The sequence below is a fragment of the Pseudomonas sp. ENNP23 genome (genome assembly GCF_001728945.1).
GTDB classification, from domain to species: Bacteria; Pseudomonadota; Gammaproteobacteria; order Pseudomonadales; family Pseudomonadaceae; genus Metapseudomonas; species Metapseudomonas otitidis.
Map to the genome: position 1 here is coordinate 36,749 of NZ_LYSP01000009.1, position 19,821 is coordinate 56,569.

Below are 19,821 nucleotides of genomic sequence, written 5' to 3' on the forward strand. Positions count from 1 at the left end.
GTGCGCCAGCATACTGGCAATGTGCCCCGATGTCCTGGCGCTTCTTATTGTTTCAGGCCTGGCTGAGCGGGCGCTGTCGCGGGATTTTAGCGGCGCTTCCCCGGCTGTCATAGAGGCTGGGAGTTTCCTGGCCGCGCAGGATGGCCAGAGTGTTGTCCACGCTGGTCTGGCTGGCGCGGATCAGTCGCCCATTGCGCAGATTGCCCGCCTGGCACTGCTCCAGCACGTCGTTCAGTGCTGCGCTGCGCGCCTGCAAATCGGCGCCGATTGGGGAGCGCTCGACCAGGGCGGTCAGTCCGGCGCGGTCTGCGCTTAGCCCGAGCGCTTGCAGTGCCTCGGCGCGAAGACGGCCATGCTGGTCAAGGAGGGCGAGCAAGGGCTGCTTGTCCGAGAGAATCTGCTCGAGTTGCGGCAGGTCGCGTTCGGTCAGTGCCTTGAATTCGTTATCGATCAGCTCAAGCAGTTGCTGGGCGTGGTCGATATCGTGGTTGAGCAGGTCGAGCAGTTCGGAGTCTTGCATTTCGGGCTCTGGGGATCGGGCGTCCAATATCCCCAGCGCTGCCCTTGGACTAGCGCTGGGATTCGAAGTCGAGCAACTTGCTTGCCACGCGCTGGCTGTCTACCTGGTAGGTGCCGTTAGCGATGGCTTGCTTGATCTTGTCGACCCGCTCCCGGTCGACGGTGGGCAGGTCGCGTAGCTTGTCGGTGACCTTCTGCAGTTGCTGGGCATCGCTGCTCAGTTGCACGCTCTCACCACTGCGCGGGGAAGTGGCAGCCGGCTCGTTGGCGGTCTGGCTGGTGTTGGTCGGGGTGGCGGTAACGCCTTCGTTCTTTCCGGCGTTGCCGGTACGTCCCGCGTTGGCGGGCGTGTTGGCATTGTTGAGCCGGTTGAAGTCGATGACCATGATGCAGAACCTCTGGGTGTTTTGGACGCTTACCGACCTTATCGACCAGGCCCGAACTAACTTTAGGGCAACTTCCGAAAAAAATCCCGGACGCGGTGTGGCGCTGGAAAACCGGCACTCTACACGAAATGACATCAAGCCATACAAGAGTCGTGCCTACATGGCGACCTCCACTTGCCCTGGTCCGGTTACCCGGGCTTTGACGACGCGTTTGGAGTTGAGATTGCGGACGCGTATCTGCTCCCCTACTGCGCCTGCGGAAAGCGCTTCGCCCGGCATCTTTACCTGGATGGTGGAGTTCCCGGCACTGATCACCACCTGGTCACCCTTGCGAACCACCTCAGCCATTTCCACATGCGTTGGCGTCAGGATCTGGTCGGCCAGAACAGGGCGCGTGAGCTTGTGACCTTCTGCTTGAGAAGGTGCTGTGAGATAGCCTTGGGAGAGCAGTCCTACGTCACGCTCGACCAGGTTGTAGTCACGGGAGGACAGTTCTTCCCCTTTGCGCATCGGGCGTGCGGCGACTATTACATTGCGGAAGAGACGAACCTGAGCAGGCACGAAGACAGACCACGGGGCGCCCCCTTCGCAGCGAATCTTCACCGTGACACGGCCAACCGGTTGTGTGGGACTTTCCAGGCTCACTGTCAAATCCCTGTCGCAGGTAGCGAGACGTAGCCGCGGGTCGAGTCGATTCACCTGGATTTCGTAGCGTCCTTCGATGCCGCTATTCTGGAGATATTCCTCTACCTTGAACTCAAGAAACCCTTCGGTGGAGCCGATAAGGACTTCGGGCGGCGTGAGTCCTTCTGCCGAAGCGCCGTTATGGCTCAGGCAGAATAAAACGGGTAAAAAGGCCCATGACCGGTGACGGCGATGTGCTATCAAGTGTCGGAAAAGCGTCGTTGTCGGGTTCATGCAATTCAAAAAAGCAAGGCTCGTGCCGCCTGCTAATCTATGGCGAAGCGTCCTGAAGCTCAAAAGGGGAGAGTCCTGGCATGGCCGGTGTATTGGATTCGGTTAACCAGCGTACGCAACTGGTAGGGCAGAACCGCCTGGAGTTGCTGTTGTTCCGGCTGGATGGACCCCAGCTCTACGGGATCAACGTGTTCAAGGTGAAGGAGGTGCTTCAATGCCCCAAGCTCACCATCATGCCCAAGTCCAGCCCGGTGGTTCGGGGTGTGGCGAATATCCGCGGAGGGACCATCCCCATCCTCGACCTGTCCATGGCGACAGGGCGCAAGCCGCTGAGTGATCTCAAGAACAGCTTCGTGATCATTACGGAGTACAACAGCAAGGTTCAGGGATTTCTGGTGCGCTCCGTGGAGCGCATCATCAACATGAACTGGGAAGAGATTCATCCGCCACCCAAGGGAACCGGGCGTGAGCATTACCTGACCGCAGTCACGCGTGTCGACAAGAACCTGGTCGAGATCATTGACGTGGAGAAGATCCTCGCCGAAGTCGCGCCGACCTCGGAGGTCATCTCCGAGGGCGTTATCGATCACGAGACCCAGGCCAGCGCCGTTACCAAACGCGTGCTGATCGTCGACGACTCTTCCGTGGCGCGCAAGCAGCTGATCCGCTGCCTGGAGACGGTCGGGGTGGAGGTGGTCTCGCTGAACGATGGCCGCCAGGCGTACAACTACCTGCATGACCTGGTCGAGCAGGGCAAGGCGCCGGATAAAGAACTCCTGATGATCATTTCCGACATCGAGATGCCGGAGATGGATGGCTACACCCTGACTGCGGAAATACGTGGTGATCCGAGAATGCAGAAGCTGCACATCCTCCTGCATACTTCGCTCTCCGGCGTTTTCAACCAGGCGATGGTGAAGAAAGTTGGCGCGGATGACTTCCTCGCCAAGTTCCGACCCGACGAGCTGGCCGCGAGGGTGATCGAGCGGATCAGGATTGCGGACGGGGCGTGAAGGGGATTCGTTCCCCAGGTACAGATGATGAATGAGGCGGCCCTAGTGTCTTCAGGTAACTTGGATTTCGAGCAGTTCCGGACTTTCCTGGAAAAAACCTGCGGCATATTGCTGGGAAGCAATAAGCAGTACCTGGTTTCCAGCCGTCTGAACAAATTGATGGAGCAGAACGGCATCAAGACGTTGAGCGAGCTGGTGCAGAAGATCCAGAACGCACCCCGTAGCGGCCTGCGAGAGCAGGTGGTGGATGCCATGACCACCAACGAAACGCTCTGGTTTCGGGATACCTACCCCTTTGAAGTGCTCAAGAGTCGCATCCTGCCCGAGCTGATCAAGGCCAATCCGAACCAGCCCTTGCGGATCTGGTCGGCGGCCAGCTCCTCCGGGCAGGAGCCGTTCTCCATCTCCATGGCCATCGACGAGTTCGAGCGGACCAATCTGGGGCAACTCAAGGCCGGTGTTCGGATCGTCGCCACCGACCTGTCCACGGCCATGCTTGCGGCCTGCCGTGCTGGCGAATACGACAGCCTCGCCATGGGGCGTGGTCTGTCCCAGGAGCGGCTCACCCGATTCTTTGATCCGAAAGGGCCGGGGCGCTGGGTGGTCAAGCCAGCCATTCGCAATCGCGTGGAGTTTCGCGCCTTGAACCTGCTGGACAGCTACGCCTCTCTCGGCAAGTTCGACATCGTGTTCTGCCGCAACGTGCTGATCTACTTCTCCGCCGATGTGAAGAAGGACATCCTTACTCGTATCCACGCAACCCTGAAGCCTGGTGGCTACCTGTTTCTCGGGGCCTCCGAGGCTCTGAACGGCTTGCCGGATCTCTATCAGATGGTCCAGTGCAACCCGGGCATCATCTACAAGGTGAAGTAATCGGTGGTGATCCTGAAAGGAGGCGCAAGCCTCCTTTTTTGTGCCTGTCATTCGACCGTGCCGCCCTTTGCCGTTCGGCGGCAATGCCCGTTGCCGCCTTGCCGCCCAGTCTGCGGCAAAGCGGCAAAGCCTTACCGTTCAGCCCTTGATTGTCGTCTGAAAATTCCTCAACTATTTGTTTTAAAAGGATATTTAAAATTGGCACAGCCTTTGCTGAATGTCCGGCAGACAAACCGTCATTGCCGCCTGGCAAAGGTTGGAAGACATGAGCATCAGTTTCGAAAGCGCCCTTGGCATCCACGAGTCCGCCCTGCGGTTCCGCACTCAGCGTGCCGAGGTCCTGGCCAATAACATCGCCAACGCCGATACCCCCCACTTCAAGGCGCGTGACCTGGATTTCTCCTCCGTGCTCGCCGAGCAGGCGGAGAAGGCCTCCAAGGGCACTTTCCAGGCAACGCTGACCAACGCGCGGCACATCGCAGCCGAGGGCACTGGCATGCTGGATGAGTCCCTCAAGTACCGCATCCCGTTCCAGCCCTCCATCGACCAGAACACTGTCGACCTGCAGCAGGAACAGGCCAGCTACACCGAGAACTCCGTGCAATTCCAGGCCAGCTTCACCCTGCTCAACAGCAAGTTCAAAGGGCTCGTCAACGCACTGCGTGGCGAGTAAGGAGAACGACCATGTCCCTGACCAGCGTCTTCAACATTGCCGGCACCGGCATGAGTGCTCAGAGCACCCGACTGAACACCGTCTCCAGCAACATCGCCAACGCCGAGACCGTGTCCTCCAGCATCGACAAGACCTACCGCGCCCGCCATCCGGTGTTCGCCACCATGTACCAGAGCCAGCTCAACGGCCAGGGCAGCGACCAGGGTTCCCTGTTCGCGCCTGAAGACGAGTCCGGTCGTGGCGTCCAGGTGCTGGGTGTGGTCGAGGACCAGAGCGCGCTGGTGCCGCGCTATGAACCGAACCATCCCGCCGCCAATGCGGACGGCTACGTGTACTACCCCAACGTCAACGTGGTCGAGGAAATGGCGGACATGATCTCCGCCAGCCGAGCCTTCCAGACCAACGTCGAAATGATGAACACCGCCAAGCAGATGATGCAGCGCGTGCTGACCCTGGGTCAGTGAGTGCGTGAGGGAGTGACAAGATGAGCGTTGACGTAGGCGCCACCACCAGTTCTTCGGTACTGGACCAATACAAGCTCAAGGAAACCACCAAGCCGAAGGAGCTGGGCAAAGACCAGTTCCTCCAGTTGCTGGTGGCGCAGATGAACAACCAGAACCCGCTGGACCCGCAGACCAACAGCGAGTTCGTGGCGCAGCTTGCCCAGTTCAGTACCGTCGAAGGCCTGGACAACCTGAACAAGAGCGTCAACACCATCCTCTCCAGCACCCAGTCCTCTCAGGCACTGCAGGCATCATCCCTGGTGGGGCGCAAGGTCATGGTCCCCTCCAGCAAGGCCATGGTCGATCCCGCCGAAGGGCTCACCGGCACCGTCAGCCTCACCAGCTCCACGTCCAACCTCTACGTCAACGTACTGGACGACAAGGGCAACACGGTCAGTCGCGTCAACCTGGGTGCGCAGAAGGCCGGTGCGGTCAGTTTCACCTGGGACGGCAAGGACTCCAGTGGCAATGCTGTCGCCAAGGGGGTCTACACCTTCAAGGCCGAGGCTGGCGTCGATGGCAAGACCGTTGCCATGGGCACCGTCCTCCCGGCCAACGTCGACAGCGTCACCCTGGGCCAGAACGGCGGAGAGATGACGCTCAACCTCGCAGGGCTCGGCAGCATCGCGCTTTCCAAGGTCCAGGTCATCGGTAAGTAATCGTCGACGCTGTCGGCGCAACAGGAGCATCCCATGTCGTTCAACATCGGCCTCAGCGGCATCCGCGCCGCCTCCAGTGACCTCAACATCACTGGCAACAACATCGCCAACGCAGGGACCGTGGGCTTCAAACAGTCCCGTGGCGAGTTCCAGGACCTGTACTCGGCGTCCGTACTGGGCTCCGGCAGCAAGACCATCGGCAGCGGCGTGCTGCTGGCCAACGTCGCCCAGCTCTACAACCAGGGCACCATCGACTACACCGAAAACGCCCTCGACCTGGCCATCAACGGCAACGGCTTCTTCGTCACCAGCAACAACGGCGCTGTCAGCTACACCCGTGCCGGTTACTTCGGCACCGACAAGGACGGCTTCATCGTCGACAACAACGGCTACCGCCTCCAGGGTTACACGGTGGATGCTAGTGGTGCGCTGCAAAGCGGTGTGGTCGGTGACCTCACCATCAAGACCAACAACCAGCAGCCCAAGGCCACCACCACCATCACCCAGCCGTTCAACCTGAACTCCAGCAACACCCCGCCGACGGTGTCGCCGTTCAACCCGGCCGACCCGAAGAGCTACAACTCCTCCACGTCGGTCAACATCTATGACGCCCAGGGCAACCCCCATGTCATGACCCAGTACTTCGTCAAATCGGCCACGCCGGCGAACACCTGGACCATGAACGTGCTGATCGACGGTCGTAACCCTACCAATCCGGCCTCCACCACCCCCATGAGTACCCCGGTGGGCTTCACCGCCTCCGGCCAGTTGGACACCTCCACCTTCGCCAACACCGGTGGCTTTGCCGTTAACGCCGACGGCACCCTGGGCATCAATGGCTGGGTGCCGGCCGTATCCGACGGCGCCACCCCGCCGGTATGGAGCGCCAACGGTGCCGCAGCCGCCCCGAGCATCACCTTCGATATCCGTGGCTCCACCCAGTTCTCCAGCGCCTTCGCTGTTGCCAGCGTCGCCCAGGATGGCTACACCACCGGGCAACTGGCCGGCCTGCAGATCGATGACAAGGGCATGATCTTCGCCCGCTACACCAACGGTCAGACCCAGCTCCAGGGTCAGGTCGTCCTGGCGAACTTCGCCAACGTCCAGGGCTTGACTCCGGTGGGCAAGACCTCCTGGGTCGAATCCTCCGAATCCGGTGAGCCGGTGATCGGCACTCCGCGTGCCGGCACCCTGGGGGCTCTGCAGTCCGGCGCTCTGGAGTCCTCCAACGTGGATATTTCAACCGAGCTGGTCGACCTGATCGTTGCGCAGCGCAACTACCAGGCCAACGCCAAGACCATCGAGACCGAGAATGCGGTGACCCAGACCATCATCAACCTGCGTTGAGTGAGTGGCCGTCGCCCGTCAAAAGGGTGGCGGCGACCTTGCCGCTGGCGGCATCCCCTCGCCGCCACGGCATTCCAGGGCCTCCATGTGAGGCCTTTTTCTTTTCAGTTTCTCCTTGTTTATCAATGGCGTGTCTCTATTTGAAGAGCTTGGCACAGCAATTGCTGTAGACCCTGCAAAGCAATGCGGGCGTCAAAAGCCCACCTTGGAGACCTCCATGGACAAGATGCTCTACATCTCCATGACCGGTGCCAGCCAGAACACCCTGGCCCAGCGCGCTCATGCCAACAACCTGGCGAACGTATCCACCACCGGGTTCCGTCGCGACTTCGAGCAGGCGCGTTCCATGCCCGTGTTCGGCGACACCTTCCCGGCGCGCGTGTTCGCCATGAGCGAACGCCCCGGGACCGACTTCACCCCAGGTGCCCTGCAGGAAACCGGGCGCGACATGGACATCGCCATCGGTGGCGAGGGCTGGATCGCCGTGCAGGCGCCGGACGGCAGCGAAGGCTACGTGCGCACCGCCAGCCTCCAGGTGGACGCCAACGGCCAGTTGCGTGCCGGCAATGGCTTGCCGGTAATCGGCAACGCCGGGCCGATCGCCATCCCGCCGGAGCAGAAGGTGGAGATCGGCTCCGACGGCACCATCAGCATCCGCGCCCTGGGCGAGGCCCCCAACGTGATGGCCGAGGTGGACCGCATCAAGCTCGTCAACCCCGATCCCAAGCAACTGGAGAAGGGCCTCGATGGCCTGATCCATACCAAGAACAAACAGCCGGCGGACGTGGATGGCACGGTCAAGCTCACCTCGGGTTTCCTTGAAGCGAGCAACGTCAACGCCGTCGAGGAGATGACCGCGATCCTCTCCCTGTCCCGTCAATTCGAACTGCACGTGAAGATGATGCGCACCGCCGAGGACGACGCCGCGGCGATGGCACGGGTCATGCAGCTCAGCTAACAACCAGTACGCGGCGCCATGACTTCGGCGCCCGAGGAGAATGACGATGATTCCGGCACTTTGGGTCAGCAAGACGGGTTTGGCGGCACAGGACATGAACCTGACCACCATCTCCAACAACCTGGCCAACGTCTCCACCACCGGCTTCAAGCGCGACCGCGCCGAATTCCAGGACTTGCTCTACCAGATCCGCCGCCAGCCCGGCGCCCAGAGCACCCAGGACAGCCAGCTTCCCAGCGGCCTGCAGCTGGGTACCGGTGTGCGCATCGCCGGCACCCAGAAGATCTTCACCCAGGGCAGCCTGCAGACCACCGAGCAGCCGCTCGACCTCGCCATCAATGGGCGCGGCTTCTTCCAGATACTCCTGCCGGACGGCACTGTCTCCTACACCCGCGACGGCAGCTTCCACCTGAACTCCGACGGGCAGATCGTCACCAGCCAGGGCTACCCCCTGGAGCCGGCCATCGTCCTGCCCGCCCAGGTCCAGACCTTCACCGTTGGCGAGGATGGCACCGCCTCGGTGACCACCTTCGGCAACCCCACGCCCCAGGTGATCGGCAACATCCAGACCGCCGACTTCGTCAACTACGGCGGCCTGCAGGCCATCGGCAACAACCTGTTCCTGGAGACCGCCGCCAGTGGTGCGCCGCAGGTTGGCACCCCGGGCCTCACCGGACTCGGCAACGTCCTGCAGAACACCCTGGAGAACTCCAACGTCAGCGTGGTGGAGGAACTGGTGGACATGATCACCACCCAGCGTGCCTACGAGATGAACTCCAAGGTCATCTCCACCGCCGACTCCATGCTCGGCTACATCTCGCAGAACCTGTAACGCCCCCGAGGTAAGTTGTCATGAACCGGCTGCTCATCATCGCCCCGTTGCTCGCCACCCAACTTCTCGCCGGGTGCGTCGCGCCGCCGCCCAAGCCGAACGACCCGTACTACGCACCGGTGTTGCCCCGCACCCCGCTGCCGGCCGCGCAGAACAACGGCGCCATCTACCAGCCCGGGTTCGAGACCAACCTCTACAACGACCGCAAGGCCTACCGCGTGGGTGACATCATCACCATCACCCTCAACGAGCGGACCCAGGCCAGCAAGAACGCCAACTCGCAGATCCAGAAGAACAGCACTGCCAACCTTGGCTTGACTTCCCTGTTCGGCGGTGGCGTCTCGATCAGCAACCCCAGCTCCAAGCTGAACCCCCTGGAGGCCGAGGACCTCACGCTGTCCGCCGGTTACTCGGGTAGCCGTGATGCCAACGGCACCTCGAAGGTGGGGCAGAGCAACAGCCTGACCGGTTCAATCACCGTTACCGTCTCCGAAGTGATGCCCAATGGCATCCTTGCCGTGCGTGGCGAGAAATGGCTGACCCTGAACACCGGCGACGAGCTGGTGCGCATTGCCGGCCTGGTGCGTGCGGACGACATCGGCACCGACAACACCGTGTCCTCCACTCGCGTGGCGGACGCCCGCATCACCTACTCGGGCACCGGCGCCTTCGCCGACGCCAGCCAGCCGGGCTGGTTCGACCGCTTCTTCATGAGCCCGCTGTGGCCGTTCTGAGCAGGTAGCGCGACATGAAACGATTCATCGCAGCCCTTTGCCTGTTGCTCGCCGGTACTTTCGCTCATGCCGAGCGCCTGAAGGACCTGGCCAGCATTCAGGGCGTGCGTAACAACCAGTTGATCGGCTACGGCCTGGTGGTGGGGCTCAACGGCACCGGCGACCAGACCACCCAGACGCCCTTCACCCTGCAGACCTTCAACAACATGCTGGCGCAGTTCGGCATCAAGGTCCCGGAGGGCTCGGGCAACGTGCAGTTGAAGAACGTCGCCGCCGTCTCCATCCACGCCGACCTGCCGCCCTTCGCCAAGCCCGGCCAGACCCTGGACGTGACCATCTCCTCCATCGGCAACGCCAAGAGCCTGCGCGGCGGCAGCCTGCTGATGACCCCGCTGAAGGGCATCGACGGCAACGTCTACGCCATCGCCCAGGGCAACCTGGTGGTGGGCGGCTTCGACGCCCAGGGCAGCGACGGCTCCAAGATCACCGTCAATGTCCCGTCCTCCGGTCGGATTCCCGCAGGTGCCACCGTCGAGCGCCCGGTGCCGAGCGGCTTCGACCAGGGCAATACCCTGACCCTGAACCTCAACCGCCCGGACTTCACCACCGCCAAGAACATCGTCGACAAGCTCAATGAGATGCTCGGCCCAGGTGTCGCCCAGGCCATCGACGGTGGTTCGGTGCGGGTCAGTGCCCCGCTGGACCCGAATCAGCGCGTCGACTACCTCTCGGTGATCGAGAACCTGGAGATCGAGTCCGGCAAGGCCGTGGCCAAGGTCATCATCAATTCACGCACCGGCACCATCGTCATCGGCCAGGACGTGCGCGTGCAGCCGGCCGCCGTCACCCACGGCAGCCTCACCGTCACCATCACCGAAGACCCCATCGTCAGTCAGCCGGGCGCACTGTCCGGCGGGCAGACGGCTGTCGTACCGCGTTCCAAGGTCAAGGCCGACCAGGAGGCGAAGCCGATGTTCAAGTTCGCTCCCGGTACCTCGCTGGACGAGATCGTCCGCGCGGTCAACCAGGTGGGGGCGTCTCCTTCCGACCTGATGGCCATCCTCGAGGCGCTCAAGCAAGCCGGCGCCCTCCAGGCTGACCTGATCGTGATCTGAGGTAGCGATCATGGACTCCAGGCTCACTACAGGCCTCGCCACGCGCGGGGCCATCGACTCCGGTGCCTTCACCGACCTGAACCGCATGGCCCAGTTCAAGGTGGGCAAGGGGCGCGACGGCGAGGAAAACGTCAAGAAGGTCGCTCAGGAGTTCGAGTCGCTGTTCGTCAACGAGATGCTCAAGTCCATGCGTGCTGCCGGCGACGTCTTCGCCGAAGGCAACTTCCTCAACAGCAACGAGAGCAAGACCTACCGCGACATGTACGACCAGCAGCTCGCGGTCACCATCTCCAAGGGCCACGGCATCGGCCTGGCCGATGTGCTGACCCGCCAGTTGAGCAAGACCAAGTCCACCGGCAAGGCCAACCCCTTCGCCCAGGTGGCCGAGACCGCCGGAGCCCAGTGGCCGCAGAAGGGCAGCAGCCCCGCGGCCGCGCCGGAAGGGGGGCGTGACGATTCCAAACTGCTGGCCCAGCGCCGCATCAGCCTGCCCAGTCGCTTCACCGACCGCCTGCTGGCCGGCATCGTGCCGCCTGCCGGAGTCGCAGACGGCAAGCAGGCCTTGGCTGGTTCCGATTGGCTGCCAGCCAAGTCCTATGGCGCACCCGAGCGGGGCGTGGCCTCGGTGGATGGCGACAGCGCCGTGATCGGCCGGCGCATCGCCCAGCCGCCGCTGGCACCGGGCAAGCCCGCTTTCAGTTCACCCCAGGAATTCATCGACACCATGATGCCCATGGCCCAGGAAGCGGCGAAGAGCATCGGCGTCGACCCACGCTACCTGGTGGCCCAGGCAGCACTGGAGACCGGTTGGGGCAAATCCATCATTCGCCAGCAGGACGGCAGCAGCAGCCACAACCTGTTCGGCATCAAATCCCACGGCTGGGGCGGTCAGTCCGCCCGCGCCGTGACCACCGAATACAAGGGCGGCGAAGCCGTCAAGGAAGCGGCCTCGTTCCGCGCCTACGACTCGTACCGGCAGAGCTTCCGTGACTACGTGAGCTTCCTGCAGGGGAATGACCGATACCAGGACGCACTGGCAGTGACCGACAAACCTGAGCGCTTCGTGCGCGAACTGCAGCAGGCCGGCTACGCCACCGACCCGCAGTACGCCCGCAAGGTCACGCAGATCGCGCGCCAGATGCAGACCTACCAGGCCGTCGCATCGGTCGGTTCGGTGCCCAACTCATGAGGATGAGCAATGGCTGACCTTCTCTACATCGGCCTGTCCGGCCTGCGCAGCACGCAGACCTCGCTGACCACCACCGGGCACAACATCAGCAACGTCAACACGCCCGGTTTTTCGCGTCAGCAGACCGTTCAGCAGACCAACCTCCCGCAGTTCACCGGCGGCGGCTACATCGGCTCCGGCAGCCAGGTGACGGATGTGCGGCGGCTGGCCAGCGAGTTCCTCACCTCGCAGTTGCGCACGGCCACCAGCCAGAACAGCGAACTGCAGGCATTCAAGAGCCAGATCGAACAGCTCGACTCGCTGCTGTCCAGCACCACCACCGGCATCAGCCCGGCGCTGAAGAGCTTCTTCACCTCGCTGCAGACCGCTTCCCAGGACCCGGCGTCCCTGGCCGGGCGCGAGGCCGTGCTGTCCCAGGCCAAGAGCCTCTCGGACACCTTCAACACGCTCTACGGCCAGTTCGACAAGCAGAACGAGCAGATCAACAGTCAGCTCGATGCGCTGACCACCCAGATCAACTCCCTGGCTGCCAACGTCGCCTCCTACAACGACGCCATCGCCAAAGCGCGTGCCAACGGCGCCGAGCCCAACGACCTGCTGGACGCCCGCGAAGAGGCGATCCGGCAGATATCCGAGATGGTCGGCGTGAAGACCCTGGAGCAGAAGGACGGCACCCTCAGCCTGTTCATCGGTACCGGTCAGCCGCTGGTGGTGGGCAGCTCCGCCTCCACCCTGAAAGCCTCGCCGGGCGTCAACGATCCGTCGCGCTACCAGATCGAGCTCATCACCGGCGGCGTCTCGCAGATCGTCACCGATCAGGTGACCGGTGGCGAGATGGGCGGCCTGATCGCCTACCGAGACACCGCGCTGGACCAGTCCTACAACGCCCTGGGCCAGCTCGCCATCACCATCAGCGACACGGTCAACAAGCAACTGGGCCAGGGCCTGGATTTGGTCGGTCGGGCCGGCAGCCCGCTCTTCGCCGACATCAACTCGGCCCAGGCTGCATCCCTGCGTGTACTCGCGGCCACCACCAACACCGGTACGGCCAGCGGTGTCCTCAACATCACCAACACCAGCCAGATGACCTCCAGCGACTACCGGCTGGACTTCGACGGCACCAACTTCACCGCGCTGCGCCTGTCCGACAACGCCAGCATGACCGTCACGGTCACCGGCACCGGCCCCTACACCCTGAGCTTCGCCGACGCCTCGGGCGTCAACCAGGGCTTCCAGGTGCAGTTGAACGCACTGCCGGCCGCCGGTGACCGTTTCACCCTGCAACCGACCCGTCGCGGCGCTGCCGACTTCGGCGCGACCTTGCAGTCCGCCGACCAGTTGGCGTTCGCCGGTTCGGCCCGTGCCGAAGCCACCACCAACAACCGGGGTACCGGCGCCATCGGGCAGCCGGCGCTGGTCAACGGCCCATCGCCCATCGACCTCACCGACCTGCAGGACCTGTTCGGCACCACCGGTCGCACGCTGACGTTCGACTCGACCACCAACACCCTGACCGGCGCCCTGCCGCCTGGCGCGACCCTGAGCTATGTCTCACCCTCGACCACGGCGCTGACCCCGGGGCAGACCAACACCCTGCGGCTGAACTACACCGATCCGTCCACCAACAACAGCTACACCTACGAGTTCACTGTCTCGGGCATTCCCCAGGGCGGCGACAGCTTCACCCTGGCCTTCAACACCAAGGGCACGGCGGACAACCGCAACGGCCTCGCCCTGGTCGGGCTGCAGACCAAGCAGACGGTCAACATCGGTGCCACCAGTGCCACCTACAACGACTCCTACAGCGCTCTGGTGGAGAAGGTCGGTGCGCTGACCTCCCAGGTGCGGATCAACGCGGCCGCTGCCGAGGCGGTGCAGGCCCAGGCCCAGGACAGCCGTGACTCCCTGTCGGCTGTGAGCCTGGACGAGGAGGCCGCCAGCCTCATCCGGTTCCAGCAGTACTACAATGCCAATGCCCAGGTCATTCAAGTTGCGCGGGCGCTGTTCGATACCCTGATCGGCGCCTTCAACTGAGGCTGATGCGATATGAGAATCTCCACCATCCAGGCCTTCAACAACCAGGTTGCCGGCCTGCAGCGAAACTACTCCAACGTCACCCGCACCCAGGAACAGATCAGCACCGGCAAGCGCCTCCTCACGCCGGCTGACGACCCGGTGGCCTCCGTGCGCCTCCTGCAACTCAGCCAGGAGGAGTCGCTGAACGGCCAGTACAAGTCGAACATCACCGCCGCCAAGAACAGCCTCAACGCCGAGGAAGCGGTGCTGAACTCGGTGGGCAACGTGCTGCAGCGCATCCGCGAGATTGCCGTACAGGCAGGTGACGGTGGCCAGGACTCCACTGACAAGGCAGCCCTGGGCACCGAGCTGCAGCAGCGCGAGGACGAGTTGCTCAGCCTGCTCAACAGTCGTGACTCCAGCGGCAAGTACCTGTTCGGCGGCTCCCAGGCCGATACCGCGCCGTTCGTCCGTAATGCCGACGGCACCTACAGCTACCTGGGCGACGAGGGCCGGCGCGAGGTGCAGGTGGCCAGCAGCACCTTCCTCGCCCTGGGTGACAACGGCAAGGCGCTGTTCGAGGACGTGTTCAACGCCAACCGCGTGACCACCTCCCAGGGGAGCGTCGGTACCGGCAGTACCGCGCGCATCGCCCAGGGCCTGGTGATAGACAAGGTCGATTACGACACCATCTTCCCCGCCAGCAACCCGCCAGTGGCCACCGATGCCATCGGCATCCATTTCCTCGACTCCCAGAACTATGTGGTCTACAACCCGGCCACCCTGCCGCCGGCTTACGACTGGACCACCTACAACCCCGCGACGCCGCCGACTGGGCAGTTGGCTACCGGAGCGTTCGATACCAACACGGCCACCCCTAACTTCGTCACCTATGGCGGCGTCAAGGTGCAGATCGACGGCAATCCCGCCACTGGCGACGACTTCAGCATCAACCGCAACCCATCCCAGGAGAAGCGCGGGCTGTTGAACGTGGTCTCCGACCTGCGCAAAGCCCTTCAGTCCTCCTCCGACGGCCCGGTGGGGAATCTGCAGACTCGCGACTCGGTGGCGGTGGCGCTGTCCAACCTTGAAGCGGTGAACACCAAGGTGCTTGCCGTGCAGGGCTCCATCGGCGCGCGCCTCAACACCCTGGAGACCACCGAAGGGTTCGTCGACGACGTCAGCCTGGTGAACAAGGCCGTGCAATCCGAGCTGGAGGACCTGGACTACGCCGAGGCCATCTCGCGTCTCACCCTGCAGTCCACCATCCTGCAGGCGGCCCAGCAGAGCTTCGTCAAGATCAACGGCCTGAGCCTGTTCAACTTCCTCAACTGATCGGCCTTCTGCGCACTGCTGGCGACGCCCTGTCCCTGGGACACGGCGTCGCCTTGCATTCCGGTGGGTTGGCACCATGCTTGCTTCGTGACCTGAAAACCGAATAGAACGCCATAATTCCGTCAGCACGACAGGCGCAGGGCCGTCGGCGAAGCCGGTGGCGGCAGGGCAGGGGAGAACACGCATGTTCGATGGCAAGTCCGTATTCGTATCCGGAGGTACCGGCTCGTTCGGTCGCTCCTTCATCCGCAGCCTGCTCCAGCGCTACCAGCCCAAGCGCGTGGTGGTGTTCTCGCGGGACGAACTCAAACAGTACGAAATGCAGCAGGAGTTCAACGCCCCCTGCATGCGCTACTTCCTCGGCGACGTGCGCGACGCCGACCGCGTCCAGCAGGCCCTGCGTGGCATCGACCTGGTGGTGCACGCCGCAGCCCTCAAGCAGGTACCGGCTGCCGAATACAACCCCACCGAATGCATCCGCACCAACGTCGGCGGCGCCGAGAACATCATCAACGGCGCCATCGCCAACGGCGTGCAGAAAGTGGTGGCGCTCTCCACCGACAAGGCCTCCAGCCCCATCAACCTCTACGGCGCCACCAAGCTGCTGAGCGACAAGCTGTTCGTTGCCGCCAACAACATCACCGGCGACCACCAGACCCGCTTCGCCGTCGTCCGCTACGGCAATGTGGTCGGCTCGCGGGGCTCGGTGCTGCCGTTCTTCCGCAAGCTGCTGGCCGACGGTGCCCGCGAGCTGCCGATCACCGATGCGCGCATGACCCGCTTCTGGATCACCCTCGACCAGGGCGTCGACTTCGTCATGCGCAGCTTCGAGCGCATGCAGGGCGGTGAGCTGTTCGTGCCGAAGATCCCCTCCGCACGTATCACCGACCTGGCCGAGGCCCTCGCACCGGGCCTGCCCCATCGCCTGGTGGGCATCCGCCCCGGCGAGAAACTGCACGAAATGATGATTTCCCGTGATGACAGCTCCCACACCTGGGAATTCGACAGCCACTTCGTCATCGCCCCCTCCATCAACTTCAACATGCAGTACGACTACGCCTGTGACGGCCTGGGAGGGATCGGGCGGGCGGTGGAGGAGGGCTTCGAGTACGTCTCCGACAGCAATCCCCACTACCTCAGCGTCGCCGAGCTGCGCGAGCTGGCCGAGGCCTGGTCCTGAGCATGATTCCCTACGGACGCCAGAGCATTTCCCAGGCGGACATCGACGCCGTCGTCGAGACCCTCAACTCCGACTGGCTGACCCAGGGGCCGGCCATCGAGCGTTTCGAGGGCGCCTTCGCCGCCCGCTGCGAGGCCGCCCATGGCATCGCCGTCAGCAGCGCCACGGCAGCCCTGCACATCGCCTGCCTGGCCCTCGACCTGGGCCCGGGGGACTGGCTCTGGACCAGCCCCAACACCTTCGTCGCCAGCGCCAATTGCGCGCTCTACTGCGGCGCCCAGGTGGACTTCGTCGACATCGACCCGCGCACCCTCAACCTCGACGTGGACCTGCTGGAGGTTCGCCTCGCCCAGGCCGAGCAGCGCGGCCGGTTGCCCAAGGTGCTGGTGCCGGTGGCCTTCGCCGGGCAGAGCTGCGACATGGCGCGCATCGCCGCACTGGCCCGGCGCTACGGCTTCCGCGTGATCGAGGACGCCTCCCACGCCGTCGGCGCCGCCTACCTCGGGCGCCCGGTGGGCTGCGGCGCCCATGCCGACATCAGCGTGTTCAGCTTCCACCCGGTGAAGATCATCACCACCGGCGAAGGCGGCATGCTCACCACCCAGGACCCGCACCTGGCGGAGCGCCTGCGGCGCCTGCGCAGCCACGGCATCACCCGTGACCCGGCCGCCATGACCGAAGCCAGCCACGGCCCCTGGTACTACCAGCAGCTGGAACTGGGCTTCAACTACCGCATGACCGATCTGCAGGCCGCCCTCGGCTTCTCCCAGTTGCAGCGTTTGGAGGCCTTCGTCACTCGTCGCCGGGCCCTGGCCGACCGCTACGACGAGCTGCTCGCCGATCTGCCGCTGCGCCTGCCGGGCCGCCAGGAGGGGGCCGACTCGGCCTGGCACCTCTACCCGGTGCGCCTGCGCCTGAACGCCATCCGCCGCAGCCACCGTGAGGTGTTCGAGGGGCTGCGGGCCGCCGGCATCGGCGTCAACCTGCATTACATCCCGGTGCACCTGCAGCCTCACTACCAGCGGCTGGGCTTTGCCCCGGGCGACTTCCCCGAGGCCGAGCGCTACTACGCCGAGGCCCTGAGCCTGCCGCTCTTCCACGGCATGACCGATGACCAGCAGGAGCGGGTGGTGCAGGCACTGACCGCCCTCCTGCGCTGACAGGAGACGCGCTATGCGCGAACTGACCGAGCAGGAACGTTTCTGGCAGGGCGAGTTCGGTGACGACTACGTCGACCGCAACGACGGCGAGCGCCACGTAGCCAGCGCCACCGCCTTCTTCGCCCAGGCCCTGCGCCGTGCCGGGCGCCTCGACAGCCTGCTGGAGCTGGGCACCAACCGCGGGCTCAACCTCCAGGCGCTGCATCGGCTGCTGCCGGACGCCGCCCTGCATGGCGTCGAGCTGAATGCCAAGGCCCACGTCATCGCCCAGTCACTGGGAATCGCCGAGGTCTGGCACGGCTCGCTGTTCGACTACCCGGTACACCAGCCGGTGGACCTGGCGTTCACCCGTGGGGTGCTCATCCACCTGCCGCCCGAGCTGCTGCCCAAGGCCTACGCCAAGTTGTACGAGGCCAGCCGGCGCTACGTGCTCGTCGCCGAGTACTACAACCCCTCACCGGTGGAAGTCAGCTACCGGGGGCACACGGGCAAGCTGTTCAAGCGCGACTTCGCCGGCGAGCTGCTCGACCGCTACGAGGACCTGCGCCTGGTGGACTACGGCTTTATCTATCGGCGTGATGTGAACTTCCCGGCCGATGATATGAACTGGTTCCTGTTGGAGAAGCGCCCATGAGCCGCGTCGCCATCATCCCCGCCCGAGGCGGCAGCAAGCGCATCCCGCGCAAGAACCTCAAGCTCTTCCAGGGCCAGCCGATGATCGCCTACCCGATCCGCGCGGCCTTGCTGTCGGGGCTGTTCGACCGCGTCATCGTCAGCACCGACGACGAGGAGATCGCCAGCGTGGCCCGCGAACTGGGGGCCGAGGTGCCCTTCATGCGTCCGGCGGCCCTGGCCGATGATCATGCCGGCACGGTCGAGGTCATCCAGCATGCGCTCCGTGAGTTGGCTGCCGTTGGCGACCACCCCGACTACACCTGCTGCCTCTACGCCACCGCCCCTCTGGTATTGCCGGAGAAGCTCAGTGAGGGCTTCGAACTGTTGGCGGCACATCCGGAGAAGGATTTCGCCTTCACCGTCACCGATTTCGCCTCGCCGGTGCAGCGTGCCCTGCGGGTTGCCGCCGATGGCGGCGTCGAGTCGCTCTATCCCGAGTTCTACGAAACCCGTTCCCAGGACCTGGAGCGCGCCTACCATGACGCCGGTCAGTTCTACTGGGGGCGTACAAGTGCCTGGCTCGCAGGCAAGGCGGTACACGCCCCGCATTCGCTGCCGCTGATCCTGCCGCGCTACCTGGTGCAGGACATCGACGGTCCCGACGACTGGCACCGTGCCGAGCTGATGTACGCCGCCCTGCTGCTGGAGGGGGATATCTGAGATGCAGGTGCTGTTTCGTGTGGATGCATCGCCCGTCATGGGTAGCGGCCACCTGATGCGCTGCCTGACGCTCGCCCGCGAACTGTACGAGCAGGGTGCCGGATTGACCTTCGCCTGCCGTGACCTGCCCGCTGCGCCCCTTGCGCTGGTGCCGAGCGACTACGCGCTGCTGAGGCTGCCCGCGAGCGCTGCTGACGAGACGGCGGCCTGTACCGCCGAAGCGCGGATCGATAACCGCGCCGATGCCGAGGCGTTGCATGGATTGCTGGGCGAACGCCATTTCGACTGGTGCGTCGTCGACCACTACGGTCTGGACGCCGAGTGGCATGGCCTTGCACGTCGTCATGCGTCGCGCGTCATGGTGCTGGACGACCTGGCCAACCGCCCCTTGGACTGCGACCTGCTGCTGGACCCGGGCCTGCATGCCGAACCGCATGCACGCTACGCCAGCCATCTGACCTGCTCTGCAACGACGCTGTTCGGTCCGTCCTACGCCCTGCTGCGCGAGGAGTTCCTGTGTGCCCGTGAAGGAATCGCACCGCGCGCCGGTGAGCTGAAGCGTCTGCTGGTGTTCTTCACTGGTGGCGACGACCAGGGCGAGACCCTCAAGGCCCTGCAGGCGCTGGCAGATTGGCGGCCGCAACTGCAGGTGGATGTGGTCATCGGCCTTGGGCACGGTGATCACAAGGTGCTGGAGCGCCTCTGTACCGCCCAGGGCTGGCACCTGCACTGCCAGATCGATTACATGGCCCGGCTGATGGCCGTGGCGGACCTGGCCATCGGCGCCGCTGGCTCGTCTTCCTGGGAGCGCTGTGCTCTTGGGCTGCCGGCTCTGGTGGTGGTGCTGGCGGAAAACCAGCGTGAGCTGGCCCGGGGGCTGGACGGGCTCGGCCTTGCCATCGACCTGGGTGAGCACGCCGACGTGTCATCCGCCGACTACCAGCGCGTGCTGGAGGGCCTCGACGCCGAGCTACTGCGCGGCATGTCCCGGCGGGCCTGGGACCAGGTCGATGGCCTCGGCGTCGCCCGTGTCGGGCGCGCACTCATGGACGCAATGGCCGGCTCCTGAGCCGGTC

21 protein-coding genes are annotated in these 19,821 nt (G+C 64.1%); 18 read left to right on the forward strand and 3 right to left on the reverse strand.

Annotated elements, in window-relative coordinates:
- Positions 1–52: 52 nt before the first annotated feature.
- The 3 genes from A9G05_RS07245 to flgA all read right to left on the reverse strand — a co-directional run bounded on the left by A9G05_RS07245 (position 53) and on the right by flgA (position 1,823).
- Complete coding sequence (locus A9G05_RS07245) at positions 53–520, reverse strand: flagella synthesis protein FlgN (protein ID WP_069560327.1); 468 nt, start codon at positions 518–520, stop codon at positions 53–55.
- A 49-nt stretch (positions 521–569) separates the two neighbouring features.
- The gene (gene flgM, locus A9G05_RS07250; RefSeq protein ID WP_069560328.1) at positions 570–905 is read right to left on the reverse strand and encodes a flagellar biosynthesis anti-sigma factor FlgM; all 336 of its coding nucleotides are present in this window, start codon (positions 903–905) and stop codon (positions 570–572) included.
- A 156-nt stretch (positions 906–1,061) separates the two neighbouring features.
- Positions 1,062–1,823, reverse strand: coding sequence for a flagellar basal body P-ring formation chaperone FlgA (gene flgA / locus A9G05_RS26450; RefSeq protein ID WP_083272514.1), 762 nt, complete (start codon positions 1,821–1,823; stop codon positions 1,062–1,064).
- Positions 1,824–1,903: 80 nt separating this feature from the next.
- On the opposite strand from flgA, the gene A9G05_RS07260 reads away from it, so the two are divergent.
- From A9G05_RS07260 to pseG, 18 genes are all read left to right on the forward strand, one after another.
- The gene (locus tag A9G05_RS07260; protein ID WP_069560330.1) at positions 1,904–2,836 is read left to right on the forward strand and encodes a chemotaxis protein CheV; all 933 of its coding nucleotides are present in this window, start codon (positions 1,904–1,906) and stop codon (positions 2,834–2,836) included.
- Between the two features lie 45 nt (positions 2,837–2,881).
- Positions 2,882–3,709 carry a protein-glutamate O-methyltransferase CheR gene (gene cheR, locus A9G05_RS07265; protein ID WP_069560331.1) on the forward strand — a complete coding sequence of 276 codons (828 nt, stop codon included), beginning with the start codon at positions 2,882–2,884 and terminating at the stop codon, positions 3,707–3,709.
- Between the two features lie 265 nt (positions 3,710–3,974).
- Positions 3,975–4,382 carry a flagellar basal body rod protein FlgB gene (gene flgB, locus A9G05_RS07270; protein ID WP_069560332.1) on the forward strand — a complete coding sequence of 136 codons (408 nt, stop codon included), beginning with the start codon at positions 3,975–3,977 and terminating at the stop codon, positions 4,380–4,382.
- An 11-nt stretch (positions 4,383–4,393) separates the two neighbouring features.
- Entirely contained in the window at positions 4,394–4,846 is a 453-nt protein-coding gene (flgC, locus tag A9G05_RS07275) for a flagellar basal body rod protein FlgC (RefSeq protein WP_069560333.1), read from the forward strand.
- A 20-nt stretch (positions 4,847–4,866) separates the two neighbouring features.
- Positions 4,867–5,544 carry a flagellar hook assembly protein FlgD gene (gene flgD, locus A9G05_RS07280; protein ID WP_069560334.1) on the forward strand — a complete coding sequence of 226 codons (678 nt, stop codon included), beginning with the start codon at positions 4,867–4,869 and terminating at the stop codon, positions 5,542–5,544.
- A gap of 33 nt (positions 5,545–5,577) precedes the next feature.
- A complete protein-coding gene (gene flgE / locus A9G05_RS07285) occupies positions 5,578–6,891 on the forward strand; it encodes a flagellar hook protein FlgE (protein WP_069560335.1) in 1,314 nt (437 codons plus the stop codon).
- A 217-nt stretch (positions 6,892–7,108) separates the two neighbouring features.
- The gene (locus tag A9G05_RS07290; RefSeq protein WP_069560336.1) at positions 7,109–7,849 is read left to right on the forward strand and encodes a flagellar basal body rod protein FlgF; all 741 of its coding nucleotides are present in this window, start codon (positions 7,109–7,111) and stop codon (positions 7,847–7,849) included.
- A 46-nt stretch (positions 7,850–7,895) separates the two neighbouring features.
- Positions 7,896–8,681, forward strand: a complete 786-nt coding sequence (flgG, locus tag A9G05_RS07295; protein WP_069560337.1) for a flagellar basal-body rod protein FlgG — start codon at positions 7,896–7,898, stop codon at positions 8,679–8,681.
- 20 nt (positions 8,682–8,701) lie between these two features.
- The gene (flgH, locus tag A9G05_RS07300) at positions 8,702–9,415 is read left to right on the forward strand and encodes a flagellar basal body L-ring protein FlgH (protein WP_069560338.1); all 714 of its coding nucleotides are present in this window, start codon (positions 8,702–8,704) and stop codon (positions 9,413–9,415) included.
- 14 nt (positions 9,416–9,429) lie between these two features.
- A complete protein-coding gene (locus A9G05_RS07305) occupies positions 9,430–10,530 on the forward strand; it encodes a flagellar basal body P-ring protein FlgI (RefSeq protein WP_069560339.1) in 1,101 nt (366 codons plus the stop codon).
- A gap of 10 nt (positions 10,531–10,540) precedes the next feature.
- The gene (gene flgJ / locus A9G05_RS07310) at positions 10,541–11,719 is read left to right on the forward strand and encodes a flagellar assembly peptidoglycan hydrolase FlgJ (RefSeq protein WP_069560340.1); all 1,179 of its coding nucleotides are present in this window, start codon (positions 10,541–10,543) and stop codon (positions 11,717–11,719) included.
- 9 nt (positions 11,720–11,728) lie between these two features.
- Positions 11,729–13,753 (forward strand): flagellar hook-associated protein FlgK, encoded by a 2,025-nt coding sequence (gene flgK, locus A9G05_RS07315; RefSeq protein WP_069560341.1) that lies wholly within the window; start codon positions 11,729–11,731, stop codon positions 13,751–13,753.
- A 12-nt stretch (positions 13,754–13,765) separates the two neighbouring features.
- Positions 13,766–15,070, forward strand: coding sequence for a flagellar hook-associated protein FlgL (gene flgL / locus A9G05_RS07320; protein WP_069560342.1), 1,305 nt, complete (start codon positions 13,766–13,768; stop codon positions 15,068–15,070).
- A gap of 184 nt (positions 15,071–15,254) precedes the next feature.
- A complete protein-coding gene (pseB, locus tag A9G05_RS07325) occupies positions 15,255–16,250 on the forward strand; it encodes a UDP-N-acetylglucosamine 4,6-dehydratase (inverting) (RefSeq protein ID WP_069560343.1) in 996 nt (331 codons plus the stop codon).
- A 2-nt stretch (positions 16,251–16,252) separates the two neighbouring features.
- Positions 16,253–17,410 carry a UDP-4-amino-4,6-dideoxy-N-acetyl-beta-L-altrosamine transaminase gene (gene pseC, locus A9G05_RS07330; RefSeq protein ID WP_069560344.1) on the forward strand — a complete coding sequence of 386 codons (1,158 nt, stop codon included), beginning with the start codon at positions 16,253–16,255 and terminating at the stop codon, positions 17,408–17,410.
- Between the two features lie 13 nt (positions 17,411–17,423).
- Entirely contained in the window at positions 17,424–18,044 is a 621-nt protein-coding gene (locus A9G05_RS07335; RefSeq protein ID WP_069560345.1) for a pseudaminic acid biosynthesis-associated methylase, read from the forward strand.
- Positions 18,041–18,745, forward strand: a complete 705-nt coding sequence (gene pseF, locus A9G05_RS07340; protein ID WP_069560346.1) for a pseudaminic acid cytidylyltransferase — start codon at positions 18,041–18,043, stop codon at positions 18,743–18,745. Before A9G05_RS07335 ends, pseF begins: the two co-directional genes overlap by 4 nt.
- A 1-nt stretch (position 18,746) precedes the next feature.
- Complete coding sequence (gene pseG / locus A9G05_RS07345; RefSeq protein ID WP_069560347.1) at positions 18,747–19,814, forward strand: UDP-2,4-diacetamido-2,4,6-trideoxy-beta-L-altropyranose hydrolase; 1,068 nt, start codon at positions 18,747–18,749, stop codon at positions 19,812–19,814.
- Positions 19,815–19,821: the final 7 nt, after the last annotated feature.

Coding starts and splice junctions, on each gene's coding strand:
- flgL (WP_069560342.1), top strand. CDS start 13,766: ATGAGAATCTCCACCATCCAGGCCTTCAACAACCAGGTTGCCGGCCTG.
- flgJ (WP_069560340.1), top strand. CDS start 10,541: ATGGACTCCAGGCTCACTACAGGCCTCGCCACGCGCGGGGCCATCGAC.
- flgK (WP_069560341.1), top strand. CDS start 11,729: ATGGCTGACCTTCTCTACATCGGCCTGTCCGGCCTGCGCAGCACGCAG.
- flgH (WP_069560338.1), top strand. CDS start 8,702: ATGAACCGGCTGCTCATCATCGCCCCGTTGCTCGCCACCCAACTTCTC.
- flgB (WP_069560332.1), top strand. CDS start 3,975: ATGAGCATCAGTTTCGAAAGCGCCCTTGGCATCCACGAGTCCGCCCTG.
- pseF (WP_069560346.1), top strand. CDS start 18,041: ATGAGCCGCGTCGCCATCATCCCCGCCCGAGGCGGCAGCAAGCGCATC.
- flgD (WP_069560334.1), top strand. CDS start 4,867: ATGAGCGTTGACGTAGGCGCCACCACCAGTTCTTCGGTACTGGACCAA.
- flgM (WP_069560328.1), bottom strand. CDS start 905: ATGGTCATCGACTTCAACCGGCTCAACAATGCCAACACGCCCGCCAAC.
- pseB (WP_069560343.1), top strand. CDS start 15,255: ATGTTCGATGGCAAGTCCGTATTCGTATCCGGAGGTACCGGCTCGTTC.
- A9G05_RS07305 (WP_069560339.1), top strand. CDS start 9,430: ATGAAACGATTCATCGCAGCCCTTTGCCTGTTGCTCGCCGGTACTTTC.
- A9G05_RS07260 (WP_069560330.1), top strand. CDS start 1,904: ATGGCCGGTGTATTGGATTCGGTTAACCAGCGTACGCAACTGGTAGGG.
- flgG (WP_069560337.1), top strand. CDS start 7,896: ATGATTCCGGCACTTTGGGTCAGCAAGACGGGTTTGGCGGCACAGGAC.
- flgE (WP_069560335.1), top strand. CDS start 5,578: ATGTCGTTCAACATCGGCCTCAGCGGCATCCGCGCCGCCTCCAGTGAC.
- flgC (WP_069560333.1), top strand. CDS start 4,394: ATGTCCCTGACCAGCGTCTTCAACATTGCCGGCACCGGCATGAGTGCT.
- A9G05_RS07335 (WP_069560345.1), top strand. CDS start 17,424: ATGCGCGAACTGACCGAGCAGGAACGTTTCTGGCAGGGCGAGTTCGGT.
- A9G05_RS07245 (WP_069560327.1), bottom strand. CDS start 520: ATGCAAGACTCCGAACTGCTCGACCTGCTCAACCACGATATCGACCAC.
- A9G05_RS07290 (WP_069560336.1), top strand. CDS start 7,109: ATGGACAAGATGCTCTACATCTCCATGACCGGTGCCAGCCAGAACACC.
- pseG (WP_069560347.1), top strand. CDS start 18,747: ATGCAGGTGCTGTTTCGTGTGGATGCATCGCCCGTCATGGGTAGCGGC.
- pseC (WP_069560344.1), top strand. CDS start 16,253: ATGATTCCCTACGGACGCCAGAGCATTTCCCAGGCGGACATCGACGCC.
- flgA (WP_083272514.1), bottom strand. CDS start 1,823: ATGAACCCGACAACGACGCTTTTCCGACACTTGATAGCACATCGCCGT.